This window comes from Streptococcus sp. 2022WUSS135, assembly GCF_044427045.1.
GTDB lineage: Bacteria > Bacillota > Bacilli > Lactobacillales > Streptococcaceae > Streptococcus > Streptococcus hashimotonensis.
This window is the reverse complement of sequence record NZ_JAOTGL010000001.1, coordinates 15,580-36,286: the sequence shown is the minus strand read 5'-3', so window position 1 is coordinate 36,286 and position 20,707 is coordinate 15,580. Positions and strand designations below refer to the sequence as shown.

Below are 20,707 nucleotides of genomic sequence, written 5' to 3'. Positions count from 1 at the left end.
AGAAATCAATCAGTTTCTACCCTTTATTTTTAAGCAGTTTCTAGTAAAGGCTTTTCCTTACCGTCTACTGCTGCTTTTGTTACACGAACACGTTTAACGTTATCTTGGCCTGGCACCTCAAACATGACATCCAACATCGTTTCTTCAATGATGGAACGAAGTCCACGAGCGCCAGTCTTACGTTCAATTGCTTTTTCTGCAATTGCTAACAAGGCGTCCTCATCAAAGTCAAGCTCCACGTCATCATAAGACAAGAGTGTCTGGTATTGTTTTACAAGAGCATTCTTTGGTTCCGTCAAAATACGTACCAAATCCTCTGTTGTCAATTGGTCCAAAGCTGCAAATACAGGCAAGCGACCAATCAACTCTGGAATGATACCGAATTTTTGAATATCGTCTGCAATGATATGTTGCATGTATGATTCTTTTTCATCAATAGCACGATTATTATGACCAAAACCGATGATTTTTTCACCGAGACGCTGTTTGACGATTTCTTCGATACCATCAAATGCACCGCCAACGATGAACAGGATATTTTTGGTGTCCACGTGAATCATTTCTTGGTTTGGATGTTTGCGTCCGCCTTGTGGTGGTACGCTGGCCACAGTTCCCTCGATAATTTTTAGGAGAGCTTGCTGGACACCTTCACCAGATACATCGCGGGTAATGGACACATTTTCACCTTTTTTGGCAATTTTATCAATTTCATCCACATAGATAATTCCTCTTTCTGCACGGTCGATGTTAAAGTCTGCAGCCTGCAAAAGTTTGAGGAGGATATTTTCTACGTCTTCACCAACATAACCCGCCTCAGTAAGAGCGGTCGCATCAGCAATAGCAAACGGGACATTCAAACTTTTAGCCAAGGTCTGTGCTAGGAAGGTTTTTCCTGAACCAGTTGGACCAATCATAAGGATATTTGATTTTTGCAAATCAACATCGTTCTCATCACGGCTATCCTGGAAATTGATACGTTTGTAGTGGTTGTAAACGGCTACTGCTAAAGCACGTTTTGCACGATCCTGTCCGATGACGTAGTTGTTCAGGATATTGAGTAATTCTTGTGGCTTTGGCGTATCGGCCAAGTCTGTCAAAACTTCTTCTGCCAGTTCCTCACGAATGATTTCCTGTGCTAGTTCCACGCATTCATTACAAATGAAGACATTGTTTCCAGCGATAATTTTTTTAACTTCTTCTTGATTTTTTCCGCAAAATGAGCAATAGATTAGCTCATGAGTATGCTTAACAGCCATGTGTTTCCTCTTTCATATCTCTTATCTAAATAAAAATCCATAAATGGCATGAATACTATTGACCAGATTGGTAAAAGCATTCAGTAAAAATAAAATTGCTAAACCAAAACGTTTCTTCCGAAAGGCTTGAATCGCACAAAGAATACAAATCCCACAGAGAAATGCTGTAAATAAACCGAATAAACTTCTCTCCATGCCTAACCATCTCTTCTTTCATAGGTTTTTATTGTAAAATCATACGGGTTTTTCTCGTCTTTTGGACGTAAATTGGCGCTTTGTAGCTGAAATTTCTCCATAGGAAATGCTTTCGGAAAATACACATCGCCATTAAATTGACCGTGAATATCTGTCACTATTAATGTTTCAATGTAAGGTGCAAAGGCAGTAAAAATTTGTCCCCCACCAAGCACAAATAGTGTCTGTTCCTGTTTGTGATACCAATCTAGGACATCCTCCACACTGTGTAAAATGGTAACACGTTCACTCTCTAGTTGATAGGTTTTATCCGTTGTCAAAACGATGGTGTGACGATTGGGAAGAGCACGTTTACCCATGCCGTCAAAGGTTATACGTCCCATCACCATCGTGTGACCTGTTGTCGTTTCCTTGAAATGAGCAAAATCAGCAGGCAATGACCAAGGAAGTCTATCACCTTTTCCAATCAATCCATTTTCATCTTGAGCCCAAATGGCAACAATCTTTTTAGTCATTTTCTCTCACTTTCCGTCCTATCATTCTATCAAAAAAACATGAAAAATGCACTTACCAAGTAGGGCTAGTGCAAATTTTTATCATATTGAAACTATCATCGACTCCTCAGAGATAGGGAAGATTCCGAGATTCGTAGAATGTGAATCTCACTGGTGCTGGAAAGCCCCCTCATCTTAAATCGCCAAGTCAAATTTGAGTTGCGGTTTAACTGGCTTGTAGTCCACCAACTCAAAATCTTCTGCTTTAATATCAAAAAAGTTTGTTCCGTCTGGGACGTTCAAGACCAAACGAGGCTCTACTTCAGATGGTGTACGACGGAGCAATTCTTCAGCTTGTTCAAACTGATTGTCATAGATGTGAAGATTGTTGATGAAATAGAAAAACTTCCCAACCTTCCAGCCAAAATGTTTAGCAATCATCATCTGAAGGGCTACATACTGCATAGCGTTGATATGATGGGCTACTAGCATATCATTTGACCGCTGAGTTAGAGTTGCATCCAGGTAAATCTCCCCATCCACTCGTCGAACGTCAAACATAGTCTGAAAGGCACACGGCAAGAGACCAGCAGATTGGTCAAACGCTTCATAATCCCACAATGAAATCACATTGCGGCGATTCCATGGATTTTCCTCCAATTGTTTGAGAATCTTGGAAATGATGTCATGTTTTTTCACAATAGCACCGTAACGTTCACCGATTGTGCCAGTTCCCTCAACTTCCCAATCATTCCAATACTGGACACCGTATTTTTCCTGTAAAACCGACAAATCATTGGTCTGGTCTTGGTAAATCCAGAGAATTTCCTTGATGGCCGACTTAATTGGAATAGGTCTAAGTGTTGTAATAGGAAACTCGCCCTTAGACAAATCATATTCAGCAAAGGCGCCTGTAACGTACTTGGAATTAGCTACATTTCCATCCTTGTAACGTGGACGAGCATTTTCTGAAAAAACGCCCTCTTCCATAATCTTACGAATGTTTTCTTTAAAAATAATATCTGCTTTAGTCATGAGTTTAGTATAGCATGTTCTAGCAAAAAACTCCAGTTTTGAACTGGAGTTGTCATTTATAGAGCAAGGGGTAGAGGTTGAGCTGGAACAAACCAGCGAGGGTAGTTACTAGACTGAACAATATAAAATACAAGGCTAGCAAGAGAACACTCAACAATATCTGACGAACATTCTTCGTATAAATAGCCGTTGGTAAGCTAGCTAGACCGAAAAAGGGAATGATGAAAAATGCTAGTTTGAAATTCACATTTACAATATCAAACCATTGGCCTATTGGTAAAAATAGCATGACGATGAGAAAAATTGCGATACCATACAAAACTAGATTTAATCTTTTTAGTAAAGTCAGGTTCATAACTGCTCCTTCTAGGGACCAAATATAAAGTAGCCAATACCGAATATCAGAGGAAATGAGATCATTAAGAAGATACTAATCAAACCAGTCCACAATTTTTTATAATAGATAGATAGTATAAGAATTAGAGTCCCCAGTAGAGGGAGAATCAACATGGTTGTTACGTTTCCCCAGCTAGACGGGAAAAACCAGTCACGAATCCAGTTATCAAGGAAAAAGGCAGATAACAAAATCAATAAACCAAGAATGGTCAGATAGTTGATTATTTTAGACATGTTTACCTGTTTCATAAGGTGACACTCCTTTCTATTTACATTTTCATTGTACGCTTAAATACTACATTTTTCAATATATGTATATAAAGAAATTGTGACGGCGGATTTTAAAAAAGCAGAGGGAACTCTGCTTTGAACGATTATTTCAAGACGAGTGATGCTGCGCCCAATACACCTGCATCATTACCACGTGTTGCCAAGACAATTTGTGTACTTTCCTTGATTTGTGGGAAGCTATTTTCAGCAAAGACCTTGCGAACACCATCCAATAAAAACTCTCCTGCAGCTGATACACCGCCACCCAGAACGATGTAGGCAGGATTGAGGACTGCAGCAATGTTTGCACAAGCAACACCTAGGTATTCTGAGAAGTGACGGTAGACAATCAAAGCCAAATCATCGCCTTCTTTTGCCAAATCAAAGACATCCTTAGCCGTTACATCTTGACCATCGTCAATCATTTGTTTCAGTTTTGCATCGCCAGCGTATTGATCAGCATAGCGACGGCTGAGATTGACAATACCTGTTGCTGAAGCAACTGTTTCTAGACAACCTTTCTTACCACAAGTACATGCAAATGGCTCATCAAAGTCAACTGTGATATGGCCCAATTCACCACCAGCACCTTTGACCCCACGAATCAAGTTTCCAGCAGCGATGACACCACCGCCGACACCTGTACCAAGCGTCATAAAGACAACGTTTGGATTGTTGTTTCCAGCACCAACCCATTGCTCACCAAGGGCCGCTACGTTTGCATCATTGTCGATAAAGAATGGCAAACCAAGGGCAGATTCAAACTGCTCTTTAACCAATTGCAAGGTTTTCCAGTTGAGGTTATAGGCACCGATAACAGTACCAGCTTCGCTATCAACGACACCTGGAGACCCCATACCAACACCCAAGAAATCATCCTTTGTCAAACCATGAGTTTCAAATCGATGCTTGATACTGTCAATAATATCAGGAACAATGTGACTTCCATCATCTAAAATATTTGTCTTGATGGACCATTTTTCTTGAATTTCTCCCTCAGTAGACAAAATGGCCAATTTAACAGATGTACCACCCAAGTCAATACCGATAATTTTTTTAGACATAATCATCACCTCAAATGTATTTTCTTTATTATAACACAATGCAAAGGTTTGCGTAAAGCCTTTTCAAAAATTTGCACGGATAAAAATTGCCCTATCTGAAAAGATAGAGCAAAATTAAAAATTGAATATGTAAGATAAACCTTCCAATGGAAAAGAGCATAACTGTCGTAAAATTACTACCTTCTTTTGTTCCATTATAGAGAAAAAGAGTAGAAATAAAGGTAAATCCTAGAGCAAACCCCACCATCTGCAAGTCGTGATAAGACTGACCATAAAAATAAAGCGTGACAGCCAGCAAGAGCATGGATAAGACCGTTAACGCCAAGCGCAATGTATTCATTTTTTTGGTCTTTAGATAGCTAAACAAAGCCGCTCCCAAGGTCACCAAGAGATAGATGACCATATATGACATGACAAGAATTTTCATCTAGCCCTCCAACTCGCTCAGATACTCATACCGCTCATATTTTTCCAAGAGCAGGTCGTTTTTCTCATCCAATTCCTTCTGCAAATCGGACAATTTTGTAAAATCACTACCACAGGTCAGCATTTCCGCCTCGATTTCCGCAATCCGCTCCTCTAAGCCAGCAATATCCTCTTCGATGGTTGCCCATTCCTGCTTCTCAAAGTAGGACATCCGCTTCTTGTTCTCTTTGACCTTTTCGCTTTTCTCCTTTGGTTTTTCCAAGGAAATGGCAGAGCTGGAAGCCAGAAAGGCCTTCTCATCCAGATAGTCTGTGTAGTTGCCAAAGAAGGTCTCAATACCGCTATCTTCGAAAGCCAAGATTTTATTGGCTACCTTGTCTAGGAAATAACGATCGTGACTAACGGTAATGACTGGACCAGTAAAGCCCTGCAAGAAATGTTCCAAGACTGTCAGAGTTGCTATGTCCAAGTCGTTGGTCGGCTCATCTAGTAAGAGAACATTAGGTCGTTGCAAGAGAATTTTCAGCAAATAAAGCCGCTTCTTCTCCCCGCCTGATAACTTTTCAATCAAGGTACCGTGGGTATTACGAGGGAAGAGGAATTGCTCCAAGAGTTCTGCGATAGAAACCATACCAGATGTCGTCTTAGCTTCTTCTGCCACTTCCTGTAAGAAAGTGATGACCCGCTTGCTTTCATCCAAGCCCTTGATGGTCTGAGAAAAATAACCGATGCGGATGGTTTCACCAATATCTACTTTACCGCTGTCTGCCTGCAAATTACCTGCGATTAGATTGAGTAAGGTAGATTTTCCCTTACCATTATCACCAACAATACCGATGCGGTCCTTGTTTTGAATGAGCAGGTTAAAGTCTTTTAAAATGGGCTTGTCAGGATAGGAAAAGCTGACATTTTCAAAGTTAATGACTTTTTTACCGATACGAGAGGTTTCAAAATTGATTTCTAGTTCACTATCGTCTATCTTGTTGGCTAAATCGCCTTTGAGGTCATGGAAACGATTAATGCGAGCCTGTTGCTTGGTTGCACGAGCTTGAGGTTGTCTGCGCATCCAAGCCAACTCCTGCTTGTAGAGCTGCTCTTTCTTATGGCGAAGGGCGGCATCTCGCTCGTCCTGTTCTGCCTTTAAACGAACATAGTCCTGGTAATTTCCCTGATATTCGGTTAAGCTGGCGCGGTCCAATTCAAAAATCCGTGTCGCCACATTGTCCAAGAAATAGCGGTCGTGGGTAATAAAGAGAACTGACTTTTTAGTGTTTTTCAAGAAAGTCGTCAACCACTCAATGGTATCAATGTCCAGGTGGTTGGTCGGTTCATCCAGCAAGAGCAAGTCAGCATTGCCAAGGAGGACTTGGGCCAATTGCACTCGCCTACGTAGACCACCTGATAACTCAGCAACAGTTTTGTTGAGGTCTGTTAAACCTAGTTTTGAAAGAACTGTTTTAACCAGGCTTTCAATCTCCCAAGCATTGAGAGAATCCATCTCTGCCATGACTTTCTCCAGTCTTGCTTGACCGGCTTCATCGTAATGAGATAAGAGCAATTCGTATTCACGAATCAGCTGGGTTTCACGGAGGTCAGATGAAAGAACGGTGTCTAAAACTGTCTTACTGTCATCAAAATCAGGTTCCTGAGTCAGATAGGCGATTTTATAGGCATTTTTAGTGCGAAAAGGTGACACATCTCCGTCAAAACCGATGCGACCTGACAGAACATCCAACAAAGTCGTCTTTCCTGTACCATTGACCCCGATAATCCCGATACGGTCGCCTTGGTGGATGATGAAAGACAGATCAGCAAAGACCGTTTTATCTCCGACAGATTTAGTCAGGTGTTCAACGATAAAATCACTCATTCTCTAAAATTCCTTTCACAAATGTCATAATCGCTTGCTCTTCGTTTTCCAGCTGTCCTTCCACAATCTGGAATTCCACCTCTTTGAGTAGTTCTCCTAATACTGGACCTGGTTTGAGGTCAAATGTCTTCATCAGATGACCACCATTGACAACAATTTCATGCTTGTCATGGATAGTCAAGGCTTGGTCAATCTTGTCAATTGCTGCAAAATCTGTAATAAGACCTTGTGCCTGACGGAGTTCCTCTACCAAGAACAAGAATTCTTTGCCATACTTGAAACAGATTTGCTTGGTAACAGGTCCTGCTTGGCGAAGCTGATAAATCTCTACCAACTTGACCACGCTGCGTTGGAAATCATTGCTGGTTTTCCATTTTTTCAGGAAGGACTTGATATTATCAATACCTAGGCAGACAAAGAGCATGGCCCAAGCTTGTTCAGATGTCGAAAAGCAAAATTCTGCTGTCAGACCTGTTAGCATGGCCTCTAATTCATCACTTTTTCCAGCTAAATCAGGCAAGAAATCATAAGCCTTGGAATCAATCATAGCGCGCAAGCCTTTTCGCCAAAAATCCGCCATCAAGAGTTTATCAAACTCGATAAAACTGCGTTCTACAGATATTTTTTCCAAGAGCGGTGCGGTTTCAACCATAGCTGTAAATGTCGTCGGCTCAATCTCAAAGTCTAAGGTCGCCGCAAAGCGAAATCCACGCATGATACGGAGGGCATCTTCATTGAAACGCTCAGCCGGGATGCCTACAGCTCGTAGGGTGCGGTTTTCTAAGTCGGTCATCCCATCAAAGAGGTCGACAATCTGTGCCTCCTCATCAAGGGCAAAGGCATTGACCGTGAAGTCGCGACGTTTGAGATCTTCTTCTAAGGAACGCACAAAAGAAACCTGGCTCGGTCTGCGGAAGTCGACATACTCCTCCTCTGTCCGAAAGGTGGTAATTTCATACTCTTTTTTGCCTTCTAAGACTAACACCGTACCGTGCTCAATCCCCACATCGATAGTCCGTGAAAAGATTTGTTTCGTTTCCTGAGGGTAGCTGGATGTCGCAATATCGACATCATGAATAGGCCTACCGAGAATGGCATCACGAACGGAACCGCCAACGAAATAAGCCTCGTAACCAGCTGCTTTAATTTTCTCTAAAATCGGCAAAGCCTCCTGAAACTCAGAAGGCAGATTGTTTAATTTCATAATAAGTGTTCCAAACCATAAACGAGTTGTGAGCGTTTGACTACCTCTTTAATGCCGAGGTTGACACCGCCCATAAAGGAAATGCGATCGTAAGAGTCATGACGAATAGTCAATCCTTCTCCCTGTGCCCCAAAAATCACTTCCTGATGGGCAACAAGGCCTGGCAAGCGTACTGAATGGATACGGAAGCCGTCAAATTCTGCCCCACGAGTACCAGCAATCAGTTCTTCTTCATCCGTTGCACCTTGAGTCTGTGACTGACGGACTTGGGAAATGAGTTCGGCCGTTTTGACAGCTGTTCCGCTCGGTGCATCCTTCTTCTTGTCATGGTGTAATTCAATGATTTCAAGATTCGGGAAATACTTGGCTGCCTGTGCTGCAAATTGCATGAGCAAGATAGCACCAATAGCAAAGTTAGGAGCAATCAAGCCACCTAAACCCTTCTCAGCAGACAAGGCGGTTAATTCTTCAATTTCTTCTGGAGTAAATCCTGTCGTTCCAACCACAGGTGCGAAGCCGTTTTCCAAGGCAAAGCGAGTGTTTTCATAGGCAAATTTTGGCGTTGTAAAATCCACCCAGACATCAGCGTCTAGGCTGGCAACTTCTTCTTTGGTCTTGAAAACAGGAACACCATCTACTTCTGTTTCTGTCGCAAAGGGATCCACCAAGGCAGCCAGACTAAGTTCTGCGTCACCTTTGACCATCTCAACAGCCGTCGAGCCCATTTTCCCTTTAAATCCTGCGATAATTACCTTAATTGTCATTCAAACTCCTATTCAATAATGGGAGAAATACCAAAGGCTACAGCTCCTTCTCCCAAGTGCGTACCGATGACCGAACCAAATGACACGATTGGTAAATCGCTACCGACACCTGCTTCTTCCAACTGCTGTTTAAAGTTTTCAGCCTTCTGAGGTGCGTTGGCGTGAATAATAGCAATCTGATATTGTCCTTCTTTGGTTTGTTCTTGGAGGATTTCCAAGAGTCGCTTAATGGCTTTCTTCTCCGTCCGAACTTTTTCGTACACTTCAATCTTACCCTCACCTGTAAAATACAGAATCGGTTTGATGCTCAAAAGATTGCCAAGCAAGGCTGCACCATTGGACAAGCGACCACCTTTTACCAAATGATTGAGGTCATCAACCATAATAAAGGCAGTTGTTTTGCCAATCTCTTGGTCCAATTTCCCAGTAATCTCTTCAAAACTAAGTCCTGCATCAGCCCATTTAAGGACATTTTCCACCATCATGCCCAAAGGAGCCGATGTGATTTTGGTATCTGGAAAGGCAACTGTCAGACCTTCAAATTCATCAGCCAAATATTGAATATTTTGATAAAAACCTGAAATACCTGATGACAAGAATAAGCCAAGTGCGTGTGTATAACCTTTCTCTGTTAATTTAGCCAGAATTTCTTCTAGTTCCATCAAACTCGGTTGACTTGTTTTAGGTAATTCTTTCGATGAAGCCATTTTTTGATAAAACTCTTCAACCGTCAAATTTTGCCCTTCGATATAATTTTCCCCATCGATGCTGACTGGAATGCTTAGGACAAACAAGTCATCCCGCTCAAGACTTTGAACATTCAAAACAGCCGATGAGTCAGTTATAACTGCTAATTTCATATTAAAACTCCAAATTCACTCCTGGTGCATCAAAGGCGATTTCAGTAACCTCATAAGTCATTCGTTTTAAAATGTCCAAAAGAGGCTCTACCAAAACACGTTTTTCTTCATCAGTAAATTCAGTTGGCTCTTCTACCAATCGATTTGGTAAGTGAACGGCCTGACTCATGGCACCTGAAATCACAAAATGATCTAGTACAATCATAAAGCGCAAAATGGTAATCATAGATGTTCGATTTTCCGCACGATTTTGCTCAATCAATTGAAAGTCAACTTTCAATTTTGTTTCCGGAATTCCGTTCTCTTTTTCCCACGCGTGATTGCGGGCATCAAAATGATACTGATTGACAAATTCTTTATCGCGAATGATTTCCATTTCAAGACTCCTCTAATAACAATAATACTCACATTATACCATAATCCTCGTGAAATAGCTAAAAAACCTTGCCAGAAGCAAGGTTTCAATCAAAATTATTTAGCTTTACGAAGTGCTCCGTAAAGGACACCTGATACAACCGCACCAATCAAAACATAGGCGATGTAAAGCAGTGGATTAGATGTCAAAGCGATAACGAAGATACCACCGTGAGGAGCCATCAATTGGATGCCTGACAAACCAACCAAGGCACCTGCAAGGGCAGAACCAGCGATAAAGCTTGGGATTGCACGAGCTGGGTCAGCAGCACCAAACGGAATCGCACCTTCAGTAATGAATGAAAGACCCATAACGATGTTTGTCAAACCTGAGTTACGCTCTTCTTGTGTGAATTTGTCTTTGAAAAGAAGGGTTGCAACGAATACTGCCAACGGTGGAACCATACCACCTGCCATTACCGCTGCCATGGCAACAGAACCACCATCTGCAACAGTTGCTGCAAGTGTACCTGTACCGAAGACATAAGCTGCCTTGTTGACTGGACCACCCATATCGACTGCCATCATACCACCGAGGACAAGGCCGAGGAGAATAGCAGAGCTACCTTCAAGACCTGCAAGGAAGTTGTTCATACCTGTGTTGATAGCTGCCATTGGGATGTTAACGAAGAACATCAAGAAACCAGTGATTGCTGTTCCCAAAAGTGGCAAGAGCAAGATAGCATTCAAACCTTGAAGTGATTTTGGAAGGTTGCGCAAAGCGTTGCGAAGAACGAGCACTACACCACCAGCAAGGAAACCACCAACAAGGGCACCCAAGAAACCAGATGATACACCTGCAAGAGCAAGCGTTTCTTCACCACCAGCTGCGTAAGGAATTTTACCGAACGCAAGACCGCTACTAGCGATTGCACCAGCTACGAAACCTGCAACCAAACCTGGTTTTTCAGCAATTGAGTAAGCAATGTAACCTGCAAGAAGTGGCAACATGAAGCCGAAGGCTGCTCCACCTATCTTCATGAACATAGCTGCGATTTCATGGTATGAACCAAGACTACCAAGGCTGTCTTGCGGCACACCTAGAGCTCCATCGAATAGGAAGGCAAGGGCAATCAAGATACCGCCACCGATAACGAATGGCAACATTTGAGAAACACCGCTCATCAAGTGTTTATAGAACGCTTTACCAAGACTGAGTTTTTCTGAAGATTCCACAGTAGCTACTCCTTCTGACGCTGTGTAAGCTGATGCTTTACCCTCCAAGATAAGGTTAATTAATTCTTCTGGTTGTTTGATTCCAGCTGCAACTGGACGAGATACCAAAGGTTTGCCATTGAAACGAGGCATATCGACAGCCTTATCTGCTGCAATGATAACACCAGCTGCATTCTTGATGTCCTCAGCGGTTAGTTTGTTTCCAACACCTGAAGCACCGTTGGTTTCAACCTTGATGCCAACTCCCATCTCAGCAGCTTGTTTCTTAAGTGCTTCTTCTGCCATGTAAGTGTGAGCAATACCTGTTGTACAAGCTGTTACTGCAACGATAAATGGACGGTCACCACTTGGTGCTGCAACCACTTCTTCAACTGCCTTATCTGCGGCTTCAGCTGTATCGAAGACTGCAATCACTTCTTCAGGATTTGTTGCCGCACGAAGTCTATCAGCAAATCCAGCTTTCATCAAGTATTTAGACAATTCAGCAAGGGCAGCCAAGTGGGTATCGTTAGCACCTTCTGGAGCTGCAATCATGAAGAACAAGTCGGTTGGTTGACCATCAAGACTTGCATAGTCAACGCCCTTGTTTGATTTTGCAAAGAGAACAGTCGCTTCTTTGACAGCAGCATTTTTAGCGTGTGGCATGGCAATACCGTCACCAAGACCTGTTGTCGTTTGGGCTTCACGGTTTAGGATACCTGTTTTGAATACCTCAAAATCCGTTACATAACCTTTATCAACCAAACTAGCAATCATTTCATCGATAACTGCTTCCTTGCTTGTCGCTTGCAAATCAAGCAACATGACATCTTTTCTCAAAACGTCTTGAATTTTCATAGTGTTTCTACCTCAACTTTTTCATAAGTTTCCTTAATAAATTCGATACTTGCCAAATCGTCTGAAAAGGCTGTTGCCGTACCGCAAGCAACTCCCCATTTTAGGGCTTCGATTGGGTCTTGTGAGCGAACGTATTCGCCAGTAAATCCTGCCACCATGGAATCTCCAGCTCCGACAGAATTTTTCACTGTTCCCTTGATTGGTTTGGCAAAGTAAGTAGCTGCTGGAGTGACCAACAAAGCCCCATCCCCTGCCATGGAAATGATAACATTCTGAGCTCCCATATCTAAGATTTTCTTAGCGTAGGTCTCGATGTCTGCAATACCATTCAACTCGACGTTAAAGATTGCTTCAAGTTCATGGTTGTTTGGCTTGACCAAGAGTGGCTGGTGTGCTAATGAGTCTAGAAGCGTTTGGCCTTCAAAGTCACAGACAACTTGCACTCCTGCTTTTTTCGCCACAGGAATCAGCCTATTGTAGACTTCATTTCCAAGACTAGCTGGAGCAGACCCAGCAAAAACAACTGTGTCTTCCTTGGTCAATCCTGCTAAGACCATTTCTAATTCGGCCAACTGTGTATCTGTCACAATCGGACCTAAACCGTTAATTTCTGTTTCTTGGTCAGCTTTGATTTTCACGTTAATACGTGTATCTTGATCAACCTGAACAAAATCAGTATCAATTCCTTCGGCAATCAATCCATCTTTGATGAACTGACCTGTGAATCCCCCAAGGAAACCCGTTGCTGTATTCGGATAGCCCAAGCGCTTCAAAACACGGCTAACGTTAATTCCCTTACCGCCGGCATACTTATCGTCGCTCTCCATACGATTGACACTGCCCGTCTCGACATGTTCTAAACGAACGATATAGTCAATCGCTGGATTGAGCGTAACTGTATAAATCATACCTCGATTACCCTCGTTTTCTCTTTTATGATGTCCAACAAACTGCTTTCTGAAGATTGGCAGATAATGTTGGATTTTTCGATTGCCGCAACTTTAACAAAGGAGAATTGACCAATTTTAGAAGCATCTGCCAAAACATAGCTTTCTTTGGCATTGTCTATGATAGTGCGTTTGATGGTCGCTTCTTCAATATCTGGCGTTGTAAAATAGTTTTTATCAATACCATTCATCCCCAGAAATGCCTTATCAAAATTGAGCTGTCGAATTTGTTCCAATGCTACTGCTCCAACGGAAGCATCTGTTGATTGCTTAACAAAACCACCTATAATGATTGTTTTTATCTTGTGTTCAACTAATCTTACCGCGTGGTGGATAGAGTTGGTCACGACTGTCAGATTTTCCTGTTGAAGATAATCAATCAGTACCCCTGTGGTTGTACCTGCATCTAAAAAAATTACGTCTCCGTTAACAATCTGTCGAGCTGCTCTTTCCGCAATCTCTCGTTTTTCTTGAACGTTTTTGACAGATTTTTCTAGAATAGACTCTTCGAGTTGCAAATTTCCTGGCGCTTCAGCACCGCCGTGTACACGACGAAGCTTACCTTCGTTTTCCAACTCGTCCAAATCCCTACGTACAGTAGACTCAGATGTATCAAGAACTTCGATTAATTCCTCTAGCCGAACAAACTGTTGCGAGTGTATTCGCTCCAATATAATCTGTTTTCGTTCTGATTTGAGTATGTTCAACACCTCCTGCAATCGTTTACAAAAATCATTATACACGATTTTCTGCCATTGTCAATCATTTTCTATCATTTTCTTTCAAAAAAACTAGCAGAATCTACGCTTCCACTAGTTTCTCAATCATTTTTTTCATCATGTCCATTTCTTCTGGACGGCCAATAGACAGGCGAATATACCCTTCTAATTTACCTGTTGGATAATATTTGAAATTCCAATCCTGTGCCAAGGCTTGCTGATAAAATTCTTCTGTCCACGGTGCTTTAAACGTTACAAAACTAGCCTGACTAGGTAGAACTTGACAGTTATCTAATCCTTGCAAGAATAAAATCATTTCTTCTCGCAAATTCTGAATTACTCCCACCGTTTCTAAAACTTTGTCTGTATAATTCAATGCAAGGGCTGCCATTTTTGCAGTCAAGTTTGACAAGCTGAATGGTGGAATGACCTTGTCCAATTCATAAATTAACTCTTCGCTTCCTACCGCAAAGCCAACTCGTAAACCTGCAAGTCCAAAAGCCTTTGATAAGGTCCGTAAAACTAAAACATTGTCAAATTGTTGTAGACGACTGATGAAGCTATCGACATGTGCAAATTCAATATAAGCCTCATCTACAACGAGTAACCCTTTAAAAGAAATAGCCAATTTCTCCAAATCTTCTAGCGAATAAGCTACTGAAGAAGGATTGTTAGGATTGGAAAGCATGATTATCTTCGCCTTCAACTCCTCTGCACGCGCCAACAATTTCTCTACTGGCAGGACAAGTGTATCGTTTTTGGCTTCCAAATCAATGGCTTCAAAACGGCTACCATGCATGTGATTATAGGTTTCATACATGAAGAAGTCTGGATTGACAGTCAAAAAAGTATCATCCTTTTCCATAAAGGTGGAAACAATCATGTGAATAAGATGATCAGAGCCCACACCTACTGTTACTTGTTTGGGATTTAATCCAAGATAGGCCGCATATTTCTCAATCAGTTCGGAGTAAGTATTATCACCATAAAAGCTTAATTGACTGACATCCAAATTTTCCAAGGTCTCTTGTGGCAAAAAGGACCAATCAATGATACGATTTTCGTTATTTCCTAAATCAAATCTTGCCTTTTGTTTGATTTTATAAGGTTGGTAATGTTCAAATACCTTGCGTTTCATCATTTCTCCTTCTAGCAAGAAAAACACAGTCTAATCAACTGTGTCTTCTGCTTTGATTTTTTCAAAAATAGCTAACTCTTCAGCTGTAAAGTTGTAGTTTTCTAACAAGTCTGGACGACGTTGATAGGTTTTGCGTAGACTTTCCTCCAAACGCCATTTACGAATATTTTCATGGTGACCGCTCATTAATACATCTGGAACTACCATTCCACGATACTCGTATGGTCGGGTGTATTGAGGATATTCCAATAGCCCTGATGAAAAACTATCATCCGTATGACTGACTTCCTTACCAATAACCTCTGGAATCAGACGAACGGTAGCATCAATCATGGTCATAGCTGCCAACTCTCCGCCTGTCAGAACATAGTCTCCGAGAGAAATTTCATCTGTCACCAAGGTCTTTATCCGCTCATCATAGCCCTCATAGTGACCACAGATAAAAATCAACTGTTCTTCCTGAGCTAATTCTTCAGCATAGGATTGGTTAAACGTTTTACCAGCAGGATCCAACAAGATAACACGTGGCTTGGTTTGCTCAATGCTATCCATGGTATCAAAAATCGGCTGGGCACGAAGCAACATGCCTTGTCCTCCGCCATAGGGTTCATCGTCCACATGGCGAGCCTTTTCAGCCTTCTCTCGGAAATTGTGGTAGTTGATTTCCAACAAGCCCTTGTCACGCGCCTTGCCCACAATAGAGTGTTCTAGAGGTGCAAACATCTCAGGGAAGAGGGTCAAAATATCAATTCTCATCGTCTAAGCCCTCGAGCAATTCCACATCGACACGGTTATTTGGAATATCAATGTTCAAGACAACAGGTGGAATATATGGCAAGAGCAAGTCTTTCTTACCTTTTCGTTTCACCACCCAGATATCATTGGCACCTGGTTGCAAGATTTCCTTGATCTGTCCGATCAACTGGTCATTTTCATAGACATCCAAGCCGATAATTTCGTGGTAATAAAACTCACCATCTTCAAGGTCTGTCAAATTTTCCTCGGCGATTTTCAAACTAAAGCCCTTGTACTTTTCAATATCGTTGATATGGTACATGCCCTTAAACTTGATAATATCAAAGTTCTTAGCCTTACGGTGACTAGCAATTTCCACTTCCATGACAAACTGATCCTTGTCATCAAAAAGTGCAAGCTTTGCCCCTTTTTTAAAACGTTCTTCAGCAAAATCGGTCACAGACAAAACACGCATTTCCCCTTGTAGACCTTGCGTGTTAACAATCTTTCCTACGTTAAAATAATTCATAATTTCTCCATTTGATTTTCTATCCTTTTATTTTAACATGAGCATGATATTTTCACAAGAGAGAAAAAGCCGGATACCTCCGACTTTCATAGTTAATCTATTTCACGGACAAATGAGAATGAGCTATTTTGATCAAGCGCAAACTAAGAGCTATGCCGCAGACAAAAATCCCTGAAATAAGACCAATCCAATAGGCTTCTGGACCCATTTGGAAAAATCTTTCAAGCAAGAATGCGACTGGGAAGGTCATGGACCAATAGGCAACCAAACCAAGTACAAAGGGAATGGTGGTATCCTTGTAACCACGTAAAATCCCCTGAATAGGTGCTGTAAAGGCATCTGCTAACTGGAACATGAGGGCAAAGCTAAGAAAATGCGAAGTCAGACGGATAAATTCTGCGTCATTACCATAAAGGTAGGCAACTTTGGAACGGAAAAAATATAGGAAAGTGAGTGTTAAGCCTGCAAAACCAAGTGCCACCAGGCGTCCTAGACGGCTGTAGGCTTTCACATCTTGTGGTCGTTTAGTCCCTACTTCATAGGCAATGACAATAGCTAGGGCTGAAGAAACTGAGGAAGGAAAGGCATATAATAATGTCGCAAAGTTCATAGCCGACTGGTGGGCTGCTATAATCTGGGCTGAAAATTTTGCCATGTAGAGCCCTACTACTGCAAAAATTGCTACTTCTGCAAAGACTTGTAAACCGATGGGAAGTCCGATTTTCAGTCCTTCTTTCAGTAAAGCCCCATCAATCGGACTCCACCGCCAAATCTGATAAGATGCAATGGTCTTATTTTTGCACATGACAATGACGATTACTAGCAATACCGCCCAATAAGCTAAAGCAGTACCCAATCCAGCTCCAGCTCCGCCTAGGGCCGGTAGGCCCATTTTCCCATAAATCAGAAGATAGTTAAATAGACTGTTAAATGGGACAAGGAGCAACATGAGGTACATGGATAGCTGAGTCAAGCCGAGGGCGTCGAAAAAAGAGCGACAGACACTAAAGAGTAAGAGAGGCAGGATGCCAATGGAAATAAAATAGAGGTACTGCTTGCCAACTTGAAAAACAGATTCATCAAGTCCAAACTGAGCCAAGGTGGGAACAGCGATAAATAGGACCGAGCACAAGAGTAAAATGGTTAATCCGATGGCTAGATAGACAAACTGATGAAACTCCTCACGAATCTTATCTCTTTCACCTTTTCCTAAATGTTGAGCGATGATTGGGACCAATGCAGATACAATCCCTGTTAGAAATGAAAAAAGCGGATTCCAAAGACTTGTTGCCATGGAAACACCTGCCAAATCCATAGTGCTGTACTGGCCTGTCATCATGGTATCGATAAAGGATGCGGAGTAATTAGCAAATTGATAAATTAAAATGGGCAAAAATATTTTGATAAAGAGCCAGAGCTTCTCTTTGTTATTTCTTGTTTGGTACATGCTTATTCTCTTTCAATTTTATATAAATATTGTAACAAGAAAAGGACCTGCATTGCAAGTCCTATTTGACTAGATAGAGTCACCATTCCAGATAGAGTTTTTCACGATAACATAGTCCACATGCTTCAAGCTGGTAATGTCACGTCCACCTGCATAAGAAATAGATGACTGCAAATCTTGCTCCATTTCAACCAGAGTATCTTTCAAATGTCCTTTGGCAGGGAGTAAGATTTTCTTACCTTCTACGTTTTTATAGGCACCTTTTTGGTATTCAGATGCAGAACCATAGTACTCTTTGAATTTCTCGCCATCAACTTCAATTGTTTTACCTGGGCTTTCAATGTGACCAGCAAAGAGCGAACCAATCATGACCATGCTTGCGCCGAAGCGGATAGATTTGGCAATATCTCCGTGGGTACGGATACCTCCGTCCGCAATAATTGGTTTACGGGCAGCTTTTGCGCACCAACGAAGGGCAGCCAACTGCCAACCACCTGTACCAAAACCAGTCTTGACCTTGGTGATGCAGACCTTACCAGGACCAATACCAACTTTTGTAGCATCTGCACCAGCATTTTCCAATTCACGGACAGCTTCAGGAGTACCGACATTTCCAGCAATGACAAAGGTCTCAGGCAATTCTTTCTTGATGTGCTTGATCATCTTAATCACACTGTCAGCATGCCCATGTGCAATATCAATGGTGATAAACTCAGGGGCATCAGCTTTCAAGCTAGTCACAAACTCATATTCATATTCTTTTACGCCAACAGAGATGGAAGCAATCAAACCTTGCTCGTGCATGCGTTTGATAAATGGAATACGACCAGCTTCATCGAAACGATGCATGATGTAGAAATACCCTTCTTTGGCAAGCATTTCGGCTACATCTTCATCAATAATAGTCTGCATATTAGCTGGAACAACTGGTAATTTAAAGCTATATTTCCCAAGAGTCACTGTTGTATCTGCCTCGGAACGGCTATTGATGATACATTTATTTGGAATGAGCTGAATATCTTCGTAGTCAAAAACTGGAGTTTCGTTGAACATGCTTCTACCTCTTTTTCTTAACATTGGAACAGAAAAACAGTTTGTTTTTCGTATTTTTTCCTTATTACAAGATATAGTATAGCTTATTGTTTGTGTTTTGTCAATAAAAAAGAAACCTATCTAGACAATATTCGGATATATCACTTTTGGGACTCGTTTATAAAACATAACATTCGTATAATTCTTTTCTGAGTTACTATTCTTATAAAATTTTAAAAAATGTTCAGAATTTACTCAAACAATTTCACATAAAAACTAAAAAAATCTTCAAAAACAGAAGATTTTTTAGTCAAATTCATATAATTGTGGGAATTTTTCGCATTCAGGGTTCTTAGGATGGCAAACCTCACGACCAAAATAAATCATAGCTTGATGAGCAGGGAGCCAGAGTTCAGGAGGTAAGACTTCCATGACTCGTTTTTCTGTTTCCAGGGGTGTAGCCGATTTTTTGACAATATCGTGGTGTTTACAAATCCGTCCCACGTGGGTATCAACTGCGAAGGCAGGAATGCCAAATCCAACACTCAACACTACATTAGCCGTTTTTCTACCAACTCCAGCCAAGGCTTCTAATTCCTCACGAGTCTGCGGAACAATGCCATTATGCCGTTCCAATAACTGCTGGGCGCATTCTTTCAAAAATTTGGCTTTATTACGATACAAACCCAAACGAGAAATATAAGGCTCAATATCCTTCACTTCTGCTGCCGCCATGGCTTGGGGCGTTGGGAAAGCAGCGAACAAACCAGGTGTTGCCTTATTCACCGCAGCGTCTGTAGTTTGAGCAGATAAGAGCACTGCACATACCAACTCAAAGTGATTTCGAAAGTCCAAACTTGGCTTAGCATCAGGATATAGAGCGATGATTTCTTCAATAACTTTTCTTGCACGTTTTTTTGATAATACCATGAATTCATTATAGCATGAAAACTTGGATTTATCTAAAATCTGGATTGTCATAAACCTCATTCCTCGTGATATAATAAGAAGAAAAGGGGGAATAAGTATGGACTTACAAGAACTCTGTAGAAAGGTTATTCAAGCAAGACCACGCAATAGCCATAAGGGAAGCTATGGTCGAGTCTTGCTGATTGGTGGACTGTATCCTTATGGTGGAGCGATTATCATGGCCGCACTAGCAACCGTCAACAGTGGAGCAGGCTTAGTAACTGTTGCTACTGAAAAAGACAACATACCAGCCTTACATAGTCATCTGCCTGAAGCCATGGCATTTTCATTTGACGATCAAGCCTTGCTGATAAGTAGCTTAGAAAATACTGACTTGGTATTGATTGGTCCAGGTTTGGGGGAAAATAGCAGAGCTGAACAGTTATTGGACTTTGTTTTTGAACATTTATCTGACCAGCAGATTTTAGTTCTTGACGGCTCAGCCCTTACCTTAATTGCAAAGCAAAACAGGAAGAACTTCCCGTGTAAACGAGTCATCCTGACACCCCACCAGAAAGAATGGGAACGGTTATCAGCCATTCCGGTTGCTGACCAAACAAGCCAAAGAAATCTTGAAGCCTTGCAATCTTTTCAAGAAAATACAATCCTTGTAGCTAAAAGTTCTGCTACTCAAATCCTAAAAACCCAGCCAAACCAAGTCACTCCAATAGGAGCTGGTGGTCCCTACCAAGCAACAGGAGGTATGGGAGATACTCTTGCAGGTATGATTGCAGGATTTGCTGTACAATTTCCCCATGTTCATCTATATGAAAGAATCCTTGTAGCAACCTACCTCCACTCCTATATTGCTGACCAACTGGCTCAAGATTATTATCTTGTAAAGCCAACTGATGTCTCAAGAAACATCCAAAAGACAATGGCTTCAATTTCAAACACAAACAACCGCCTAATCAATGATTAAGCGGTTTT

23 protein-coding genes are annotated in these 20,707 nt (G+C 41.6%); 1 reads left to right on the top strand and 22 read right to left on the bottom strand.

Features of this window, described 5'->3' with window-relative positions:
* Positions 1-29: 29 nt before the first annotated feature.
* From clpX to nth, 22 genes are all read right to left on the bottom strand, one after another.
* Positions 30-1,256 (bottom strand): ATP-dependent Clp protease ATP-binding subunit ClpX, encoded by a 1,227-nt coding sequence (gene clpX, locus ODU45_RS00170; RefSeq protein ID WP_002934974.1) that lies wholly within the window; start codon positions 1,254-1,256, stop codon positions 30-32.
* Between the two features lie 21 nt (positions 1,257-1,277).
* The gene (locus ODU45_RS00165; RefSeq protein WP_024411302.1) at positions 1,278-1,451 is read right to left on the bottom strand and encodes a hypothetical protein; all 174 of its coding nucleotides are present in this window, start codon (positions 1,449-1,451) and stop codon (positions 1,278-1,280) included.
* Between the two features lie 2 nt (positions 1,452-1,453).
* Positions 1,454-1,966 carry a dihydrofolate reductase gene (locus ODU45_RS00160; RefSeq protein WP_114866492.1) on the bottom strand — a complete coding sequence of 171 codons (513 nt, stop codon included), beginning with the start codon at positions 1,964-1,966 and terminating at the stop codon, positions 1,454-1,456.
* A gap of 174 nt (positions 1,967-2,140) precedes the next feature.
* Entirely contained in the window at positions 2,141-2,980 is an 840-nt protein-coding gene (locus tag ODU45_RS00155; RefSeq protein WP_205028016.1) for a thymidylate synthase, read from the bottom strand.
* 52 nt (positions 2,981-3,032) lie between these two features.
* Positions 3,033-3,335, bottom strand: a complete 303-nt coding sequence (locus tag ODU45_RS00150) for a hypothetical protein (protein ID WP_109371446.1) — start codon at positions 3,333-3,335, stop codon at positions 3,033-3,035.
* An 11-nt stretch (positions 3,336-3,346) separates the two neighbouring features.
* A complete protein-coding gene (locus tag ODU45_RS00145; protein WP_253221266.1) occupies positions 3,347-3,625 on the bottom strand; it encodes a hypothetical protein in 279 nt (92 codons plus the stop codon).
* A 125-nt stretch (positions 3,626-3,750) separates the two neighbouring features.
* The gene (locus ODU45_RS00140; protein ID WP_014637956.1) at positions 3,751-4,710 is read right to left on the bottom strand and encodes an ROK family glucokinase; all 960 of its coding nucleotides are present in this window, start codon (positions 4,708-4,710) and stop codon (positions 3,751-3,753) included.
* Positions 4,711-4,801: 91 nt separating this feature from the next.
* Positions 4,802-5,137 (bottom strand): hypothetical protein, encoded by a 336-nt coding sequence (locus tag ODU45_RS00135; protein ID WP_253218807.1) that lies wholly within the window; start codon positions 5,135-5,137, stop codon positions 4,802-4,804.
* Entirely contained in the window at positions 5,138-7,006 is a 1,869-nt protein-coding gene (locus ODU45_RS00130) for an ABC-F family ATP-binding cassette domain-containing protein (RefSeq protein ID WP_398580510.1), read from the bottom strand.
* Positions 6,999-8,210 carry a CCA tRNA nucleotidyltransferase gene (locus tag ODU45_RS00125; protein WP_398580509.1) on the bottom strand — a complete coding sequence of 404 codons (1,212 nt, stop codon included), beginning with the start codon at positions 8,208-8,210 and terminating at the stop codon, positions 6,999-7,001. The genes ODU45_RS00130 and ODU45_RS00125 overlap by 8 nt, the downstream gene beginning before the upstream one ends.
* On the bottom strand, positions 8,207-8,974 hold the full coding sequence (gene dapB / locus ODU45_RS00120; protein WP_398580508.1) for a 4-hydroxy-tetrahydrodipicolinate reductase: 768 nt from the start codon (positions 8,972-8,974) through the stop codon (positions 8,207-8,209). The genes ODU45_RS00125 and dapB overlap by 4 nt, the downstream gene beginning before the upstream one ends.
* 8 nt (positions 8,975-8,982) lie before the next feature.
* Positions 8,983-9,834, bottom strand: a complete 852-nt coding sequence (locus tag ODU45_RS00115; RefSeq protein WP_398580507.1) for a DegV family protein — start codon at positions 9,832-9,834, stop codon at positions 8,983-8,985.
* 1 nt (position 9,835) lies between these two features.
* Positions 9,836-10,210, bottom strand: a complete 375-nt coding sequence (locus tag ODU45_RS00110) for a DUF1149 family protein (protein WP_002934959.1) — start codon at positions 10,208-10,210, stop codon at positions 9,836-9,838.
* Between the two features lie 95 nt (positions 10,211-10,305).
* Positions 10,306-12,261, bottom strand: a complete 1,956-nt coding sequence (locus tag ODU45_RS00105; RefSeq protein ID WP_398580506.1) for a fructose-specific PTS transporter subunit EIIC — start codon at positions 12,259-12,261, stop codon at positions 10,306-10,308.
* The gene (gene pfkB, locus ODU45_RS00100) at positions 12,258-13,169 is read right to left on the bottom strand and encodes a 1-phosphofructokinase (protein WP_398580505.1); all 912 of its coding nucleotides are present in this window, start codon (positions 13,167-13,169) and stop codon (positions 12,258-12,260) included. Before pfkB ends, ODU45_RS00105 begins: the two co-directional genes overlap by 4 nt.
* Positions 13,166-13,915: a DeoR/GlpR family DNA-binding transcription regulator gene (locus ODU45_RS00095; RefSeq protein WP_398580504.1), complete on the bottom strand. Its 750-nt coding sequence runs from the start codon at positions 13,913-13,915 to the stop codon at positions 13,166-13,168. Before ODU45_RS00095 ends, pfkB begins: the two co-directional genes overlap by 4 nt.
* Before the next feature lie 94 nt (positions 13,916-14,009).
* A complete protein-coding gene (locus ODU45_RS00090; protein ID WP_398580503.1) occupies positions 14,010-15,065 on the bottom strand; it encodes a pyridoxal phosphate-dependent aminotransferase in 1,056 nt (351 codons plus the stop codon).
* A gap of 30 nt (positions 15,066-15,095) precedes the next feature.
* Positions 15,096-15,821, bottom strand: coding sequence for a tRNA (guanosine(37)-N1)-methyltransferase TrmD (trmD, locus tag ODU45_RS00085; RefSeq protein WP_398580502.1), 726 nt, complete (start codon positions 15,819-15,821; stop codon positions 15,096-15,098).
* Positions 15,811-16,329 (bottom strand): ribosome maturation factor RimM, encoded by a 519-nt coding sequence (gene rimM / locus ODU45_RS00080; protein WP_172032745.1) that lies wholly within the window; start codon positions 16,327-16,329, stop codon positions 15,811-15,813. Before rimM ends, trmD begins: the two co-directional genes overlap by 11 nt.
* 97 nt (positions 16,330-16,426) lie before the next feature.
* A complete protein-coding gene (locus ODU45_RS00075; RefSeq protein ID WP_398580501.1) occupies positions 16,427-17,776 on the bottom strand; it encodes an MATE family efflux transporter in 1,350 nt (449 codons plus the stop codon).
* Between the two features lie 69 nt (positions 17,777-17,845).
* The gene (gene guaC / locus ODU45_RS00070; protein WP_024410089.1) at positions 17,846-18,829 is read right to left on the bottom strand and encodes a GMP reductase; all 984 of its coding nucleotides are present in this window, start codon (positions 18,827-18,829) and stop codon (positions 17,846-17,848) included.
* A gap of 285 nt (positions 18,830-19,114) precedes the next feature.
* The gene (gene nth, locus ODU45_RS00065; protein ID WP_024384233.1) at positions 19,115-19,738 is read right to left on the bottom strand and encodes an endonuclease III; all 624 of its coding nucleotides are present in this window, start codon (positions 19,736-19,738) and stop codon (positions 19,115-19,117) included.
* Positions 19,739-19,835: 97 nt separating this feature from the next.
* Between nth and ODU45_RS00060 the strand changes: the two genes are divergently transcribed.
* Entirely contained in the window at positions 19,836-20,699 is an 864-nt protein-coding gene (locus ODU45_RS00060; RefSeq protein WP_398580500.1) for an NAD(P)H-hydrate dehydratase, read from the top strand.
* The last annotated feature ends 8 nt before the right edge of the window (positions 20,700-20,707 follow it).

Bases quoted from the DNA above. Each gene is read 5' to 3' on its own strand.
- dapB (WP_398580508.1), bottom strand. From the start codon at position 8,974: ATGACAATTAAGGTAATTATCGCAGGATTTAAAGGGAAAATGGGCTCG.
- ODU45_RS00130 (WP_398580510.1), bottom strand. From the start codon at position 7,006: ATGAGTGATTTTATCGTTGAACACCTGACTAAATCTGTCGGAGATAAA.
- ODU45_RS00125 (WP_398580509.1), bottom strand. From the start codon at position 8,210: ATGAAATTAAACAATCTGCCTTCTGAGTTTCAGGAGGCTTTGCCGATT.
- ODU45_RS00135 (WP_253218807.1), bottom strand. From the start codon at position 5,137: ATGAAAATTCTTGTCATGTCATATATGGTCATCTATCTCTTGGTGACC.
- rimM (WP_172032745.1), bottom strand. From the start codon at position 16,329: ATGAATTATTTTAACGTAGGAAAGATTGTTAACACGCAAGGTCTACAA.
- nth (WP_024384233.1), bottom strand. From the start codon at position 19,738: ATGGTATTATCAAAAAAACGTGCAAGAAAAGTTATTGAAGAAATCATC.
- ODU45_RS00090 (WP_398580503.1), bottom strand. From the start codon at position 15,065: ATGAAACGCAAGGTATTTGAACATTACCAACCTTATAAAATCAAACAA.
- guaC (WP_024410089.1), bottom strand. From the start codon at position 18,829: ATGTTCAACGAAACTCCAGTTTTTGACTACGAAGATATTCAGCTCATT.
- ODU45_RS00160 (WP_114866492.1), bottom strand. From the start codon at position 1,966: ATGACTAAAAAGATTGTTGCCATTTGGGCTCAAGATGAAAATGGATTG.
- clpX (WP_002934974.1), bottom strand. From the start codon at position 1,256: ATGGCTGTTAAGCATACTCATGAGCTAATCTATTGCTCATTTTGCGGA.
- pfkB (WP_398580505.1), bottom strand. From the start codon at position 13,169: ATGATTTATACAGTTACGCTCAATCCAGCGATTGACTATATCGTTCGT.
- ODU45_RS00165 (WP_024411302.1), bottom strand. From the start codon at position 1,451: ATGGAGAGAAGTTTATTCGGTTTATTTACAGCATTTCTCTGTGGGATT.
- ODU45_RS00075 (WP_398580501.1), bottom strand. From the start codon at position 17,776: ATGTACCAAACAAGAAATAACAAAGAGAAGCTCTGGCTCTTTATCAAA.
- ODU45_RS00155 (WP_205028016.1), bottom strand. From the start codon at position 2,980: ATGACTAAAGCAGATATTATTTTTAAAGAAAACATTCGTAAGATTATG.
- ODU45_RS00060 (WP_398580500.1), top strand. From the start codon at position 19,836: ATGGACTTACAAGAACTCTGTAGAAAGGTTATTCAAGCAAGACCACGC.
- trmD (WP_398580502.1), bottom strand. From the start codon at position 15,821: ATGAGAATTGATATTTTGACCCTCTTCCCTGAGATGTTTGCACCTCTA.
- ODU45_RS00115 (WP_398580507.1), bottom strand. From the start codon at position 9,834: ATGAAATTAGCAGTTATAACTGACTCATCGGCTGTTTTGAATGTTCAA.
- ODU45_RS00145 (WP_253221266.1), bottom strand. From the start codon at position 3,625: ATGAAACAGGTAAACATGTCTAAAATAATCAACTATCTGACCATTCTT.
- ODU45_RS00105 (WP_398580506.1), bottom strand. From the start codon at position 12,261: ATGAAAATTCAAGACGTTTTGAGAAAAGATGTCATGTTGCTTGATTTG.
- ODU45_RS00140 (WP_014637956.1), bottom strand. From the start codon at position 4,710: ATGTCTAAAAAAATTATCGGTATTGACTTGGGTGGTACATCTGTTAAA.
- ODU45_RS00110 (WP_002934959.1), bottom strand. From the start codon at position 10,210: ATGGAAATCATTCGCGATAAAGAATTTGTCAATCAGTATCATTTTGAT.
- ODU45_RS00150 (WP_109371446.1), bottom strand. From the start codon at position 3,335: ATGAACCTGACTTTACTAAAAAGATTAAATCTAGTTTTGTATGGTATC.